We start from the raw sequence: 14,420 nt of genomic DNA, 5'->3' as shown, positions 1-14,420 counted from the left end.
TGTGTACTTTCCTGCTAGGAAAGTTGATTCCGGAGGAGGAAGTAATGGACATCCCCCCGACCGATGCCGAGTTCGCCCTGGCCGAGGTGCAGGCCCGCCGCGAGCAGGTCGTCGACACCAATCTGGTGCCCACCTGGTTCTGGCCCTCGGTCGGCGGCCTGATGCTGCTGTTCGTCGGCGCGATGGAGACCGGTGTGTCCTGGGTGATGGCGGTGGGCACGATCGTCTACACGCTGGGCCTGGCCGCGGTGATCCTCGCCGTGGTCCGCAAGGCCCGGGTCCAGGTGCGGTTCGAGCTACTCGGCGCACGGGGCATCGGCGCGATCCTCGGCTTCGCCGCCGTCCTGGTCGTGATCGGTGTCGGCCTGGGATTCGGGCTGGAGGCGCTGTCGGTCCCGTTCCCGGCGTTGCTGGCCACGCTGCCGGTGTCCGTCGGCCTGACCGTGGGCGGCCCGGCGCTGATGTCCTACCTGCGGCGGCTGATGCTGTCACGCCCGCTGGCGGGTTCCCGGTGACGCCCCGGTTCGACGAGCTGATCCACGCGCCGACCCGGCTGTCGCTGGTGAGCCTGCTGGCGGCGACCGACTGGGCCGAGTTCAAGTTCCTCCGCGACAGCCTGGCGATGTCCGACTCGGCCCTGTCGAAGCAGCTCACCACGCTGGAGGAGGCCGGCTACGTGGAGATCCGCAAGTCGTTCATCGCGAAACGGCCCCGGACGTCGGTGAAGCTGACCGCTCCCGGTCACGAGGCGTTCGCCGGCCACGTGGCCGCCCTGCAGGAGATCGTGGCCCGGGCCGGCCTCGCGGTCCTGCCCGATCAGGTCGGCTGACGACGCAGCCGGCCGTGGGCCTGCGAAGGGCTCAGCGGAGCGGCAGGTCGACGCGGCGGCCGAGGCCCCACTCCGGGGCCTCGTCGTCGGTGACCATCGCGAACGCCCCGGCCGGCACATCGGGGAGTGAGACCGCCCGGGAGGCGGCGGCGAGCAGTTCCTCCTCGCCGGCCCCGCCCAGGAGGAAGACGTAGACGTCCCCGAACTCCTCCCCGTCGTCGGGCACCTCGACGTCTCCGCCCTCCTCGAGTTCGGTGAGGAACTCCTCGATCCGGTCGATCCAGAGGTGCGGGCCGGACACCGGGACCATCGGGACGTGGATCTCGACGACGACTTCGGCCATCCCCCCATGCTCAGCCACCCCGCCGCCGCCCGCAGCCTCTTCACGGCTTCGGGCGGCGGCGTCGCGCTGTCAGTCGGTGACCGGCGGCAGGGACCGGGCGGCCTTCAGGGCGGCGGCCGCGGCCTGGTACGGGTTGTACGTGTAGCTGCGCGACAGGGTGCCGGTGACGGTGAAGTAGGAGGCGGCGAGCTTGGCCGGATCGGTGGCGATCTCGCCGCGCCCGGGCACGTCGTTGCCGTCGTCCCAGCCCCACGGCGCGTTGGCGGAGTTGGTGCCGCAGGAGAAGGTGCCGGTGCCGCAGCCGCCGGTGGTGTCCCCGGCGAAGGTGCCGAGCGACGCGAACAGGCTCGCGTTGGTGCGCTGCGCCCACAGTCCGCCGTCGGCGAAGATGTCGATCAGCCGGTAGCGGACGTCCCGGTCGTTGGCGTTGCCCGGGGACTCGGAGACGCTCAGTGACGGGTAGTAGACGATCCCGTCGCCGTCGATGTCGTACTGCGGCCACGCCTTGAGCCCGTGCCCGCCCCGCTCCTGGGCGGTGACCGGGTGCTGGAACGCGTCGTGCGGCGACGACTGCAGTTGCAGGGTCCCGTCGATGGTCTCGGCCCCGTTGGCCCATCCGCTGGCCGACGGCTTGTACGAGTAGAAGTCGCTGTGTGCCACCGTGACCGCGCCCTTGAGGCTGCCGTACTCCGAGCCGTCCTTCTCGACGATCTCCAGCACGCCCTCGCCGTCGTTCTCGTGCTCGGTCTCGAAGAACGGGTGGTCGATCCAGTCGCGCGGGTGGAAGAACAGGTACGTCAGGTACCAGTGGGTGCTGGTCTCGACGACCGAGTAGTAGACGGCGGCGTCGGTGTTCGTCCCGGTGTTGTCCCAGTTGTCCCGGCCGTTCAGGTTCCCGTCGAAGTCGTACCGCGTGATGTAGTCGCTCTTGCCCGCCAGCGCGTGCGACCCGGTGGTGTCGACGTCCTGGTAGTGGATGGGCGCCCAGCGCAGCGCGATCTCGGCCCGGCCGGGCGCCGCGTGCGCGGGAGTGGTCAGCGCGGTGGCGATCAGGGCGCCGGCCGCCAGGGAGCGGATGATTCGCACACGTCCTCCAATTATCGGTGGACGTGAATATAAAAGGTTCTTCACGAAAAGAGGTGGAGGACAGGTGAACTAGTCTGGGCCGGTGACTGACGCCCGGCTGCGCGAACTCGTGCTGATGCGGCGTGTCCGCGACCGGATCGACCGTGACTACGCCCAGCCGCTCGACGTCGAGGCGCTCGCGCGTTATGTGCACGTGTCCGCGGGGCACCTGAGCCGGCAGTTCAAGGCGGCGTTCGGCGAGTCGCCGTACAGCTATCTGATGACCCGCCGGATCGAGCGGGCGATGACCCTGCTGCGCCGGGGCGACCTGAGCGTCACCGACGTGTGCTTCGCGGTCGGCTGCTCGTCGCTCGGTACGTTCACCACCCGGTTCACCGAGCTGGTCGGCATCTCGCCGGGCGCCTACCGCAAACTCGGCGCGGACGAGTGGCGGGGACTGCCCGGATGTGTCACCAAACAGGTGACCCGACCGGTCAGGAATAGAGAAGTCCCCGGCGACCGCCCGTCTCTAGCATCGAGTGCATGAGCAGCCTGGTCATTCACTCCACGTTCCTGCCCGCCGACGACCCGGAGAAATCCCTCGAGTTCTACCGCGACGGCCTCGGCTTCGAGGTGCGCAACGACGTCGGTTACGGCGACATGCGCTGGATCACGGTCGGGCCGCCCGGCCAGCCGCAGACCTCGATCGTCCTGCACCCGCCGGTCACCGACCCGGGCATCACCGACGACGAGCGCCGGGTCATCGCCGAGCTGATGGCCAAGGGCAGCTACGCCGCCATCATCCTGGGCGCCTCCGACCTGGCGGAGACCTTCGACAAGCTCCAGGCCACCGGCGCTGACGTGGTCCAGGAGCCGGCCGATCAGCCGTACGGTGTCCGGGACTGCGCGTTCCGCGACCCCGCGGGCAACCTGGTGCGTATCAACCAGCTCGGCTGAGAGAGGACCTCGATGACCGCCCACCGCTCGATCCGTGTGCACGGAGCCCGGGTCAACAACCTCAAGGACGTCAGCGTCGAGATCCCGAAACACCAGCTCACCGTCTTCACCGGGGTGTCCGGCTCGGGCAAGAGCTCGCTGGTGTTCGGCACGATCGCGGCCGAGTCGCAACGGCTGATCAACGAGACGTACAGCGCGTTCGTTCAGGGGTTCATGCCGACCCTGGCCCGGCCGGACGTGGACGTGCTGGAGGGCTTGACCACGGCGATCATCGTCGACCAGGAGCGGATGGGGTCCGACCCGCGCTCCACGGTCGGCACCGCCACCGACGCCAACGCGATGCTGCGGATCCTGTTCAGCCGACTCGGCGATCCGCACATCGGCTCCCCGCAGGCGTACTCCTTCAATGTCGCCTCGATCTCCGGGGCCGGCGCGGTGACCGTGGCGAAACACGGCGCCCAGGTCAAGGAGCGGCGCAGCTTCAGCATCACCGGCGGCATGTGCCCGCGCTGCGAGGGCCGCGGCAACGTCAACGACTTCGATCTGACCCAGCTGTACGACGACACCAGGTCGATCAACGAGGGCGCCATCGCGATCCCCGGTTACAGCATGGAAGGGTGGATGGGCCGGATCCTCCGGGGCTGCGGCTTCTTCGACGTGGACAAGCCGATCGGCAAGTTCACCAAGCGTGAGCTGAACGATCTGCTCTACAAGGAGCCCACCAAGATCAAGGTGGAGGGGATCAACCTGACCTACCAGGGTCTGATCCCCGGCATCCAGAAGTCGTTCCTGTCCAAGGACGTCGACGCGATGCAGCCGCACATCCGGGCCTTCGTGGAGCGGGTCATCACGTTCACCACCTGCCCGGAGTGCGACGGCACCCGGCTCGCCGAGCACGCCCGCAACTCGAAGATCAACGGGGTCAGCATCGCCGACGCGTGCGCGATGCAGATCAGCGATCTGGCCGGGTGGGTGCGCGGCCTGGACGAGCCGTCGGTCGCCCCGCTGCTGGAGAAGCTGCAGCACACCCTCGACTCGTTCGTCGAGATCGGCCTCGGCTACCTGTCGCTGGACCGCCCGGCCGGCACGCTCTCCGGCGGCGAGGCGCAGCGCACCAAGATGATCCGGCACCTCGGGTCGGCGCTCACCGACGTCACCTACGTCTTCGACGAGCCCACCATCGGCCTGCACCCGCACGACATCCAACGGATGAACGAGCTGCTCCTGCGCCTGCGCGACAAGGGCAACACGGTGCTCGTGGTGGAGCACAAACCCGAGGCCATCGCCATCGCGGACCGGGTGGTCGACCTCGGTCCGGGCGCGGGCACCTCCGGAGGGCAGATCTGCTTCGAGGGTACGGTCGAAGGCCTCCGCGCCAGCGGGACCATCACCGGCCGTCACCTGGACGATCGGTCGAAGCTGAAGGCCACGGTCCGTACCTCGGCGGAGAAGCTGGAGATCCGCGGCGCCGCCACCCACAACCTGCGGAGCGTCGACGTCGACATCCCGCTCGGCGTGCTGGTCGTGGTGACCGGGGTGGCCGGCTCCGGCAAGAGCTCGCTGATCCACGGCTCGGTCGCCAGGCGCGACGGCGTGGTCGCGATCGACCAGACGGCGATCCGCGGCTCCCGGCGAAGCAACCCGGCCACGTACACCGGCCTGCTCGAACCGATCCGCAAGGCCTTCGCCAAGGTCAACGGGGTGAAACCGGCGCTGTTCAGCGCCAACTCCGAGGGCGCCTGCCCGACCTGCAAGGGCGCCGGCGTGATCTACACCGACCTGGGCATGATGGCCGGGGTGGCCACGCCGTGCGAGGAGTGCGAGGGCAAGCGCTTCGAGGCGTCGGTGCTCGACTACCGGCTCGGCGGGAAGGACATCAGCGAGGTCCTGGCCATGCCGGTGACCGAGGCCGAGCGGTTCTTCGCCGAGGGCGAGGCCCGGATCCCGGCCGCGCACGCCATCTTGAAGCGCCTGGTCGACGTGGGTCTCGGCTACCTGACGCTGGGCCAGCCGCTGACCACGCTGTCCGGCGGTGAGCGGCAGCGGATCAAGCTGGCCACCCACATGGGCGACAAGGGCGGCGTCTACGTGCTCGACGAGCCGACCACCGGCCTGCACCTGGCCGACGTCGAGCAGTTGCTGGGCCTGCTGGACCGCCTGGTCGACGCCGGCAAGTCGGTGATCGTCATCGAGCACCACCAGGCCGTCATGGCGCACGCCGACTGGATCGTCGACCTGGGCCCGGGCGCCGGTCACGACGGCGGGCGGGTGGTCTTCGAGGGCACCCCGGCCGACCTGGTCGCGGCCCGTTCCACGCTGACCGGCGAGCACCTGGCCGACTACGTCGGCGCCTGAACAGTTTCGACACCATTTCGTGTCGTGAGATAGAGCACGCGAATTGATCTCCGAAGTACGGCAGGATGCCCGATTCGTCAGTTGTCCCGGACGGATCCCCTCCTCCGCCCGGGTCACGCGACCTGCCCGGGAGGAGGAGGCGATCCGGTGCGGACGACCCTGACCGGGGGAATTGACGCGCATCGTCTTGGTGGGTGCTCGTACACTGCCAGATCGCGGCACCGGGGGAGTGTCGTTCTACCTCTCGAATGGAGATCTCTGCGCATGAAGCGCTTTGTGGCCGGCGCGGTCGCCGGCGTCGCCGCCGCGGCCCTCATGGTCGGGTGTGCGAACCAGATTCAGCAGCTGGAGCCGAAGCTCGAGCTGAAGAAGGCCGCGGAGGACCTCGGCGCGGCTGACAAGCTGGGCTTCACCATCAAGGCCGGCGGCAGCGTCGACGACCTGATCGCCCTGGCGAAGAAGGAGTCCGGCGACGAGGGCTTCACCGACGAGGACGCGGACATCCTCCGCAAGATCTACAACTCGTCGTTCACCGTCGCCTGGGACAAGGCCGCCGAGGGTGTGAACGACGACAAGGCGCTGATCAACGCGACCATCGACGGCCTCACCGGCGCGGAGATCCGGGTCGTGGACCAGGTCGCCTACATCAAGGTGCCGGTCAAGGAGATCGCCGCGAAGTTCGGCGCTCCGGCCGACGAGATCGACCAGATGGCCGCCGAGGTCGGTAAAGAGATTCCGGGCATCGACAAGCTGATCGACGGCGGCTGGGTGTCCATCGCCGCGACCGACGTGGAGAAGTTCACCAAGGAGCTGGGCGGGGCGGGCGCTGCCACCCCGACGACGCAGGAGGAGAGCGAGAAGCTCGCCGCCGAGTTCAAGACCAGCGCGGAGAACCTGCTCAACGGCGCGGACGTGGTCCGTGACGCCAACGACCAGACCCACCTCACCGTGACCTCGTCGACCGTCAAGGCGCACGCCGAGGCGAAGCGGCTGGTCGAGGCGATCGAGAAGCTGGCGACCAAGGAGCAGGGCGAGATCCTGAAGGAGGCCGTCGGCGACAGCTTCGACACGCCGCCGGCCGACAAGCCGATCGTGCTCGACCTGTGGATCGACAACGGCAAGTTCAAGGCGTTCGAGATCAACTTCCTGCAGTTCGTCGAGGGCAACACCGGCCGTGCCTCGGTGCGTGTGGAGATCTCCACCAGCACCGAGATCACCGCGCCGGAGGGTGCCACCAAGCTCGACATCGCCCCGATCTTCGAGGCGATCAGCCAGGCCGGCGCGGGTCTCGCCGGCGCGGGCCTCGGCACCGAGGGCGCCGGCGGCGGCGACGCGAAGGTGTGGGCGGATCTGGTCGGCCAGCAGGCCGTGCTGTCCGCGCTCGCCGAGGGCGGCAAGCCCGCCAAGTACCTGCCGAAGGCCGCCAAGGAGGTCGCCTTCGGCGGCGTCCAGATCAAGGTCGTCCGCAGTGGCGTCGCCCAGGTCAACTCGGGCAGCACCGTCGCCTGCGTGACCGTCCCGGCGACGGCCAGCGGCAAGGCCAAGGTCGTCGCGGCCGCCTGCTGACGTTCCACATCCGGCAGAGCCCGGCCCGCCTTCCGGCGGGCCGGGCTCTCCCGTTTCCGGGGGTCGAGGTGCGCGGGCGCGGCGAAGCAGTTGCCGGGGTCGGTGTGCGGGTGCGCGAAGCCGTTTCCGGGGCCGGTGTGCGGGCGGGTGGCGGAGCGGTTCCCGGGGTCAGCGTGCGCGGGCGCGGCGCAGCAGCTCCGGGTCGTGGGCGTTGACGATGGTCAGCGACGGGTCGGCCGACGCCCACAGCTCGGCCAGACGGGCGTGGTTGGCGCGGACCAGTGCGCTGCACGGCGTCCGACTCGGCGGCGGTCAGGTGGACCCGGGCGTGCGGGAAGTCGGCCAGGCCGCCCGTGTGGTCGGCGTCGCCGTGGGTGAGCACGATGTCCCGTACCGCCGCGGGGTCGTGACCCAGACGCCGCACCTGCCGTGACGCGGTCTCGGAGGCGTCGAGGACCGGCCGGATGAGGTGGCGCGCGCCGCCGATGCGGCGTGCCGGATCGGCGGCGTCGCGCAGACCGAACCCCGAGTCGACGAGCAGCAGGCCGTCGCCGGTCTCGACGAGCAGCACGTGGCAGACCAGCCCGCCGGGCGTCAGCGCGGGCCGCATGGTGCCGCAGTTGAGGTGGTGGACCCGCATCGGCCGCCCCCGTTTCCCATTCGTCGGATCAGGTGCCGGGAATCCTATGCGCTGTGATCCCCCTGTGATGTCACCGTCTGTGGTGGAGGAATGGTTCAGCGCTGAAGATCGGTTTCCTTCGCGCGGCCCGACGCCGTCGACGGATTCCATTTCCCGGCGGGCGGTGACGCGCCTGAATTCTCCGGCGATCCGACGTGTGTGCGAACGGGATCGCCGCTGGCTGCGCGGTTGCGCCGGAAGACGGTCACCGAAGGTGATTGCGGTGCATGGAGTGCATTGAACGTCACTGATAGCCATACCCGTTCTTCACCGCGTAAGGTTCTTCCGGCTCAGTTGATCAACTGTGGGCACGACCCTGGCGAAGGAGACCGATAGGGACCAACTACTCTTCTGGCTTCGTCCACATCGGACATCTCTCCTGCTGACTCCTTCCCCCTCAAGGAGATAGATAATCATGGCTACAGTAGCCGCGGCCATGGCCCGCCGTACGGTCACCGCGCGCGCTGCCTGGGCACTGGGCGCCACCACGTCCGCCCCCATGGTCGTTCTCGTCGGCGGTATCGTCGCGACCTACGCCGGTTCCGCGGTGACCGCGCTCCCGCTGCTGTTCGTCCTCGTCGGCGCCGTGGTCACGCTGCTCCTGGTCGGCTATGCCGCGATGGTCCGCGCCGTGCCGCACTCGGCCCCCTACTACGCCATCGCCGCCCGCGGGCTCGGCGCGACGAGCGGTGTCGCGGCCGGCTTCGTCGCCCTGCTCGCCTACAACGCTCTCCAGATCAGCCTCTACGGACTGTTCGGCGCGATCATGTCCGGGATCACCGGCCTCGACGCGTGGTGGCTGTTCGCGGCGCTGGCGATCGGCGTCGTGTCGGTCCTCGGCACCCGCCGCATCGTGCTCTCCACCCAGATCGTGATGGGCGTGCTGGTCGCGTCGCTGGTGGTGGTCGGCCTGTTCGTCATCGTCGGGTTCGTCGACGCGCAGCACGGCATCCCGGTCGCCGCCTTCGACCCGGCCGGCCTGAGCGTCCCCGGTCTCGGCCTCGCCGTCGCCCTCACCCTGGCCGCCTACACCGGCCCGGAGGGCATGGCCGCCTTCATCGAGGAGGAGGACAGCGGCGAGGGCCGGCGTGGCCGGGCGATCAGCCGCGGCATGATGATCTGTGCGCTCAGCCTGATCGGCGTCTACACCGCGGCGGCCTGGGCGATGCAGGCCGCGACCGGCTCCGGCGAGGTGGCCGCCGCCGCCAAGGCCGACGACAACCTGCCGGTGACGCTGCTGTCCGACCGCGTGCACCCGGTGTTCGGCATCCTCGGTGTGATCGTCCTGGTCCTGGCGATCCTCACCTCGCTGATCAGCTTCCACAACATCATCAACCGGTACGCGTTCGCGATGAGCCGGGAGCAGGTCCTGCACCAGTTCCTGTACCGCACCGGCGCCGGCACCGCGGCCGACGCCCCGGTCGGCGCGAGCCGCGCCCAGAACGCGCTCGCCGCCCTGGTGGTGCTGGGATGGGCGATCTCCGGCGCCGACCCGCAGACCACCCTGTTCGGCTGGGCCAGCACCGTCGGCGCGATGGGCCTGCTCGCCCTGCTGATCGTCTCGGCGGCGGCCGCGCTGCGCTACTTCGCCCGCAACAGCGACTCGGGCGAGAGCGGCTGGGCCACCACGGTCGCGCCCCTGTTCGGACTGGCCTTCGGCATCGCCATCCTGGTCACCATGCTCCTTCAGCTCGACGTCCTGGTCGGCGCCGAGCCCGGCTCACTGGCTCCGTACGCCCTGCCCGCCCTGCTCGTCGTCGCCGCGCTCGCCGGCGTGTGGCGGGCGATCAGCCTGCGCCGCTCCCGGCCACAGGTCTACGAGGGCATCAGCCACGGCGTGCCCAGCGTGTACGCGGTTCCCGACCGCATCGACCTCTGAGCCCCGCGAAGGGAAACCGAGATCCCATGTCGTACAACGTCCCCGGCCGACATGCTCAGCCCTCCTGGGACGACGGCTCCCCGACCCCGCCCTGGGGGCCGCCCGTCTCGCCGCAGCAGTCCCAGCAGTACCCGCCGCAGCAGTACCCGCAGCAGCCCGCCTACCCGCAGCAGCCGTCGTGGCACCAGCACGCCGCCCCACCGCCGCCGCCCCCGCAGTGGCAGCCGCAGGGCGGTCCCACCCAGGAGGACCGGCGCTGGGCGTACCTGCGGCACAGCGCCGGCACCAGCCTGCGCGGGATCAATGCCATCCACGTCACCCGGGCGCTGGAGCGGCTGCACTCCCGGGACCAGCCGCTGGCCCCGCACGGCGTGACCCTGTTCTTCGTCACCGAGGCGCCCACCCAGCACCTGGGCTACCAGGTGCTCAGCGCCTCCCGCTGGGGTTACGCCGGCCCCGAGTACGACAACCTGGTCGCGTTCCTGACCGGTCTGAACGCCACCGCCGAGACCTTCATCGCCCAGCACGAGAAGGCCGGCCGCGTGTGGGACCCGCGTGACCCCGACTACCTGATGGTCAACGTCGGCGACATACAGCGCCCGTCGACGCCGACCCGCTACGTCGGGATCGGCATGGAGACCCTCAACACCGAGAGCCGGCAGTGGTACGACGTGGTGCCGGTCCTGCTCAGCTCGGGCATCAGCAGCCTCCAGGCGATGAGTTACGTCCCCGGGGAGGGGGCGGCGCTGCTCGTCGACGGCTCGGAGATCCGGGTGGTCCGTGACGACAACCGCCGGGGCCGGGGCAACGACCTGGTCTGCAACAACCCGCTCGACGCGACCCAGGTCTACTCCACCACCCAGAACGTGCCGGAGAAGCTCGGCGCGCAGCTGCGCCAGGCCTGGCCGGCGTTCCAGGAGCTGGCCCGGACACTGGCCGGCCACCTGAACCCAAGCGGTCAGGTCTGGTGAATGCGGTGGACGCGCCTGCGATATGGCCGGGGGACTGGTCCGAGGCCCTGCGACTGGACCGGGCCCCCGGCCTGATCGACATCGACGCGGTGCTGACCATGATGGTCGCCCGCGCCGCCCAGGCCCAGCGCCGGACCATCGGGTTCCCGGCGGCCACCGACATCGACTGGAGCCGCACCCTCGGGCTGTTCACCCGCCTCTTCAACAACGTCGGCGACCCCGGCACGGCCCCGTCCGGCGCCGCGCACACCAACGCGCTGGAGGTCGAGGTCATCCGGTGGTTCGCCGACGTCGTCGGGCTGCCGCAGAACGACCGCTGGGGGTATGTGACCTCCGGCGGCACCGAGAGCAACATCGCCGCGCTCCGGGTGGCCCGTGACCGCTACCCGGACGCGGTGCTCTACCTGACCCACGCCAGCCACTACTCGATCCGCAAGACCGCCGGGCTGCTCGGCATCCACCCGCACGACGTCGCCATGGTTCGCGACAGCTGGTACGGGGAGATGGACTACGGCCACTTCGAGCAGCTGGTGGCCCGGCACAGCGGCCGTCCCGCGATCGTGGTCGCCACCGCCGGCACCACCCTGTGGGAGGCCGTCGACCAGCCGGACCGGATCGAGACGATCCTCGACGAGTACGGCGTGACCCGCCGCCACGTGCACGTCGACGCCGCGCTGTCGGGCATCCCGCTCGCCCTCGACGGGATGCTCGGACTGGGCGCCGGCAGCCCGATCGACAGCATCGCCATCTCCGGGCACAAGTTCCTGGGCACGCCGATCCCGTGCGGTGTGGTGGTGATGCGCGACAGCGTCCGGGTGGAGCGGGGCGAGCACATCAACTACACCGCCACCCTGGACAGCACGGTCCTCGGCTCGCGCTGCGGGCAGGCGGCGGCCCTGTTGTGGACGGCGATCGCCACCTACGGCCGCAACGGCCACCAGGCGCGGGCGCTGCGGGCCCGGCGGATCGCCGCGTACGCCGTGGAGCGGATCAGCGCGCTCGGCTGGCCGGTCTACCGTCACCCGGACGCGTTCACCGTCGTGCTGCAGACCCCGCCGGCGGCCCTGACCGCCGAGTTCGGCTGGGTGCTGTCCACCGACGGCGACTTCTGCCACATCATCTGCATGCCCGGGGTGACCAAGGAGGTCGTCGACGAGTTCGTCGCCGACCTGGGGCGTGTCGTCGCCCGCTGGGCGGTGATGGCCGAGTGCCGCAGCCGGCCGGTCTGGCGGGGCCTCGAGGCGGGGGAGGACCGGATCCTGTCCGCGTGACGAGTGCCGGGGCGAGCACCCGGGTGACAGCATGCAGTCTGTGGCGCAGCGGCTGATTCTGATCAACGGGCTTCCCGGGTCGGGCAAGAGCACCCTCGCCGGACGGCTCGCGCCCGCGTTACGCGTACCCCTGATCGGCAAGGACGCCCTGAAGGAGGCGATGGCCGCCGCCGTGCCCGGTGTCCCGCCGGGCGCTCTCGGGCCGGTCGCCTCGCAGGTGATGTGGGAGCTGGCGGCCGCCACACCGGGCGTGGTGATCCTGGAGAGCTGGTGGTTCCGCCCGCGTGACCTGGGGTTCGTCGCCGAGGGCGTGGCCCGCTCGGGGGCGGTCAGCACTGTCGAGATCTGGTGCTCGGTGCCGCCCGGGGTGGCCGTCGAACGCTACCGGGCGCGCGGCCGGCACACCGTCCACGAGGACGACCGGCGGCTCGCCGAGGACTGGCCGCGCTGGGCCGCCGAGGCACGGCCGCTCGACATCGGCCCGACCATCGTCGTCGAGACCGACCGGCCGGTCGTCGCCACGCACCTCATCCAGGCGATCACCCAGGCCATCGGTGGCGTGTAGGAGTTGGTAAGGCGTACGACCCCGCATGGTTGTCCGAGCCGACGAGAATGGCATGGGTCAGCGGGGCTCATCGAGAGGGCGGACGTGTACGAACTGGTCAAGAGGGTCGTCCGATTGCGGGTGGAAGGGGCCGAGCACGTGCCGGCCGACGGCCCGGTGCTGCTGGCGTCGAACCACCTCTCCATCACGGACTCGACGTTCCTGCCGATGGCGGTGGCACGGCACGTCACCTTCATGGCGAAAGCCGAGTACTTCACCGGGCGCGGGCCGTTCGGGCGGTTCGTCTCCTGGTTCATGTCGCGTGACGGACAGGTCGCTGTCGACCGTGACGACAAGCGGGCCGCTGTCGCGTCGCTGGACACCTGTCTCGACGTGCTGCGCCAGGGCAACGCCTTCGCGATCTACCCGGAGGGCACCCGCTCGCCGGACGGGCGGCTCTACCGGGGGCGGACCGGGGTGGCCTGGCTGGCGCTGAAGTCGGGGGCGCCGGTGGTGCCGGTGGCGATGTTCGGCACCGACCGGGTGCTGCCGCCCGGCTCGGTCATCCCGCGGCCGGCCCGGGTGCGCGTCGTCTTCGGCAAGCCGGTGCAGCTCGCGGCGATCGCGAGCGACCCGGAGAACGCCCGGGAGCGGCGCGCGGCCACCGAGGCGATCATGGCGGCGATCGGCAAGATCTCCGGACAGGAGTACGTGCCGAAGTACGCCCGGGCCTGACCGTCGAAAGGGCGCCCCAGCTGCTGGATCATCGCGGCGGGACGCCCTTTCGTCGGCATTCCTCCGCACATCCTGCTGCAGTTGCCACAAGTTTGCAACAGTGCCGCCGGGTTGATCACGCCCGGTTGCCGGTCCGCGCGCCGGCACATCCGCCGAGCCGGATGGCCGGCCTTCTGTCCGGCCGCACCCCGAAAGCGCCTCACCGCACCTTGCCGCGTCCGGGACGGCCGCCTGAACCCTGCCGCCCTACGGCGGTCACTGGAGTTCGCTGAACCTCTTGCCGGAGCGCATGTCGCTGATCATGATCAGGACGCCGGCCGCTCCGCCGTGCTCGTCCACCCAGTGGCTCACCACGCACGCCGCCAGCAGATATTTGCGATCGGACCCGGGCTCGCCGAACGTCGCCCAGTCCGCGTCGACGATCGGCGCCGCCTCCTCGTAGGGGACGCGGCACCGGTTGCCGCCGTTCGCCGGGTCCAGGTAGCGGGGGTCGTCGGAGATCAGCACGGCCAGACCCTCGTCGAACCAGTCGGGCACCGACTCGTACTCCGAACCGAGCCGTTGGTGCAGCTCGATGTGGGCCAGCTCGTGGGTCGCGATGGTCTCGTTGGCGCCGTCGGGCGAGAGCCGCAGCGCCCACCGGCCGAACGCCTGCCCCTTCTCGCCGCCCCCGCCGATGCTCCGATAGCACTCCGCGGTGGCGCAGATGAGCACCCGGGCGTCCGAGGTCCGCTCGCCGTAGAAGGCGCTGATCCGCTGCTCCGCCGCGTCGACGGTCCGGTGATACGCCGCGTCGTCGCGCTCGGCGTAGACGCCGTCGCCCAGGCTGGACAGGCCGTAACACTGGGGGCAGGCGATCGCGGCGATCGACGGGGCGGCCACCGCCGTCGCGCCGACGGCCAGGCCGAGCAGGCCGGCCACCACCCCGGCGATGATCCAGCGACGCTTGGGCATGCGGCCGAGGATAGCCCGTCAACCTGTCGACGCGGACCGGCCGGGTGATTCGGTGAACGCGACCCGGGTGGCCCATCGACAGGCGAACCGTGAGCATCCACTATGGCCTGAAGATCGGTAGGGGAGAAGTTGACTTCTCCCCGCCCTAATGGACGGGGATTCCAGCGGTCGTCCGCCGGGTTTCCTGCTTCATCGCCTGCTGCCCCGCACGGAGGTTCCCCCGTTGAGGTCTTACGCCGGCTCCACAGGCAGACACCGCCAGCCCGGCGGCC

Annotated in this window: 15 protein-coding genes; 11 read left to right on the top strand and 4 right to left on the bottom strand. The window is 70.3% G+C overall.

The features are described 5' to 3' along the window. The first annotated feature begins 44 nt into the window (after nucleotides 1-44). Together BM290_RS42910 and BM290_RS42905 are read left to right on the top strand one after the other, a co-directional pair. On the top strand, nucleotides 45-515 hold the full coding sequence (locus BM290_RS42910; protein ID WP_239144098.1) for a hypothetical protein: 471 nt from the start codon (nucleotides 45-47) through the stop codon (nucleotides 513-515). Then, nucleotides 512-829, top strand: a complete 318-nt coding sequence (locus BM290_RS42905) for a winged helix-turn-helix domain-containing protein (RefSeq protein WP_093621751.1) — start codon at nucleotides 512-514, stop codon at nucleotides 827-829. The genes BM290_RS42910 and BM290_RS42905 overlap by 4 nt, the downstream gene beginning before the upstream one ends. 31 nt (nucleotides 830-860) lie before the next feature. On the opposite strand, the gene BM290_RS42900 is transcribed toward BM290_RS42905, so the two are convergent. Together BM290_RS42900 and BM290_RS42895 are read right to left on the bottom strand one after the other, a co-directional pair. Continuing rightward, the gene (locus tag BM290_RS42900; protein ID WP_093621750.1) at nucleotides 861-1,172 is read right to left on the bottom strand and encodes a hypothetical protein; all 312 of its coding nucleotides are present in this window, start codon (nucleotides 1,170-1,172) and stop codon (nucleotides 861-863) included. A 69-nt stretch (nucleotides 1,173-1,241) separates the two neighbouring features. Beyond that, a complete protein-coding gene (locus tag BM290_RS42895; protein WP_239144097.1) occupies nucleotides 1,242-2,258 on the bottom strand; it encodes a hypothetical protein in 1,017 nt (338 codons plus the stop codon). A gap of 115 nt (nucleotides 2,259-2,373) precedes the next feature. Between BM290_RS42895 and BM290_RS42890 the strand changes: the two genes are divergently transcribed. The 4 genes from BM290_RS42890 to BM290_RS42875 all read left to right on the top strand — a co-directional run bounded on the left by BM290_RS42890 (nucleotide 2,374) and on the right by BM290_RS42875 (nucleotide 7,115). Then, nucleotides 2,374-2,784, top strand: coding sequence for a helix-turn-helix transcriptional regulator (locus BM290_RS42890; protein ID WP_093621800.1), 411 nt, complete (start codon nucleotides 2,374-2,376; stop codon nucleotides 2,782-2,784). Beyond that, complete coding sequence (locus BM290_RS42885) at nucleotides 2,781-3,194, top strand: VOC family protein (RefSeq protein WP_093621749.1); 414 nt, start codon at nucleotides 2,781-2,783, stop codon at nucleotides 3,192-3,194. The genes BM290_RS42890 and BM290_RS42885 overlap by 4 nt, the downstream gene beginning before the upstream one ends. Before the next feature lie 12 nt (nucleotides 3,195-3,206). After that, nucleotides 3,207-5,549, top strand: a complete 2,343-nt coding sequence (locus BM290_RS42880; protein ID WP_093621748.1) for an ATP-binding cassette domain-containing protein — start codon at nucleotides 3,207-3,209, stop codon at nucleotides 5,547-5,549. A 264-nt stretch (nucleotides 5,550-5,813) separates the two neighbouring features. Beyond that, nucleotides 5,814-7,115: a hypothetical protein gene (locus BM290_RS42875; protein WP_143134148.1), complete on the top strand. Its 1,302-nt coding sequence runs from the start codon at nucleotides 5,814-5,816 to the stop codon at nucleotides 7,113-7,115. Here the strand turns inward: BM290_RS42875 and BM290_RS42870 are convergent. Then, the gene (locus tag BM290_RS42870; RefSeq protein ID WP_373871152.1) at nucleotides 7,033-7,725 is read right to left on the bottom strand and encodes an MBL fold metallo-hydrolase; all 693 of its coding nucleotides are present in this window, start codon (nucleotides 7,723-7,725) and stop codon (nucleotides 7,033-7,035) included. The two genes, BM290_RS42875 and BM290_RS42870, sit on opposite strands and share 83 nt — an antisense overlap. A 484-nt stretch (nucleotides 7,726-8,209) precedes the next feature. On the opposite strand from BM290_RS42870, the gene BM290_RS48865 reads away from it, so the two are divergent. The 5 genes from BM290_RS48865 (at nucleotide 8,210) to BM290_RS42845 (ending at nucleotide 13,194) form a co-directional block, all read left to right on the top strand. Beyond that, nucleotides 8,210-9,673, top strand: coding sequence for an APC family permease (locus BM290_RS48865; protein WP_093621745.1), 1,464 nt, complete (start codon nucleotides 8,210-8,212; stop codon nucleotides 9,671-9,673). Nucleotides 9,674-9,699: 26 nt separating this feature from the next. Beyond that, nucleotides 9,700-10,644 (top strand): hypothetical protein, encoded by a 945-nt coding sequence (locus tag BM290_RS48860; protein WP_093621744.1) that lies wholly within the window; start codon nucleotides 9,700-9,702, stop codon nucleotides 10,642-10,644. A gap of 5 nt (nucleotides 10,645-10,649) precedes the next feature. Beyond that, nucleotides 10,650-11,915 carry a histidine decarboxylase gene (locus BM290_RS42855; RefSeq protein WP_093621743.1) on the top strand — a complete coding sequence of 422 codons (1,266 nt, stop codon included), beginning with the start codon at nucleotides 10,650-10,652 and terminating at the stop codon, nucleotides 11,913-11,915. A 31-nt stretch (nucleotides 11,916-11,946) separates the two neighbouring features. Then, the gene (locus tag BM290_RS42850; RefSeq protein WP_093621742.1) at nucleotides 11,947-12,480 is read left to right on the top strand and encodes a P-loop nucleotide/nucleoside kinase family protein; all 534 of its coding nucleotides are present in this window, start codon (nucleotides 11,947-11,949) and stop codon (nucleotides 12,478-12,480) included. A gap of 84 nt (nucleotides 12,481-12,564) precedes the next feature. Then, entirely contained in the window at nucleotides 12,565-13,194 is a 630-nt protein-coding gene (locus BM290_RS42845) for a lysophospholipid acyltransferase family protein (RefSeq protein WP_239144096.1), read from the top strand. Nucleotides 13,195-13,449: 255 nt separating this feature from the next. Here the strand turns inward: BM290_RS42845 and BM290_RS42840 are convergent, their stop codons facing one another. Next, nucleotides 13,450-14,148, bottom strand: coding sequence for a hypothetical protein (locus BM290_RS42840; RefSeq protein WP_093621741.1), 699 nt, complete (start codon nucleotides 14,146-14,148; stop codon nucleotides 13,450-13,452). Nucleotides 14,149-14,420 lie beyond the last annotated feature (272 nt).

Origin of the sequence: Actinoplanes philippinensis (genome assembly GCF_900113015.1) — a bacterium.
Taxonomy (GTDB): Bacteria; Actinomycetota; Actinomycetes; order Mycobacteriales; family Micromonosporaceae; genus Actinoplanes; species Actinoplanes philippinensis.
The sequence above is the reverse complement of the archived record's forward strand: the minus strand, read 5'-3'. Positions and strand labels throughout refer to the sequence as shown.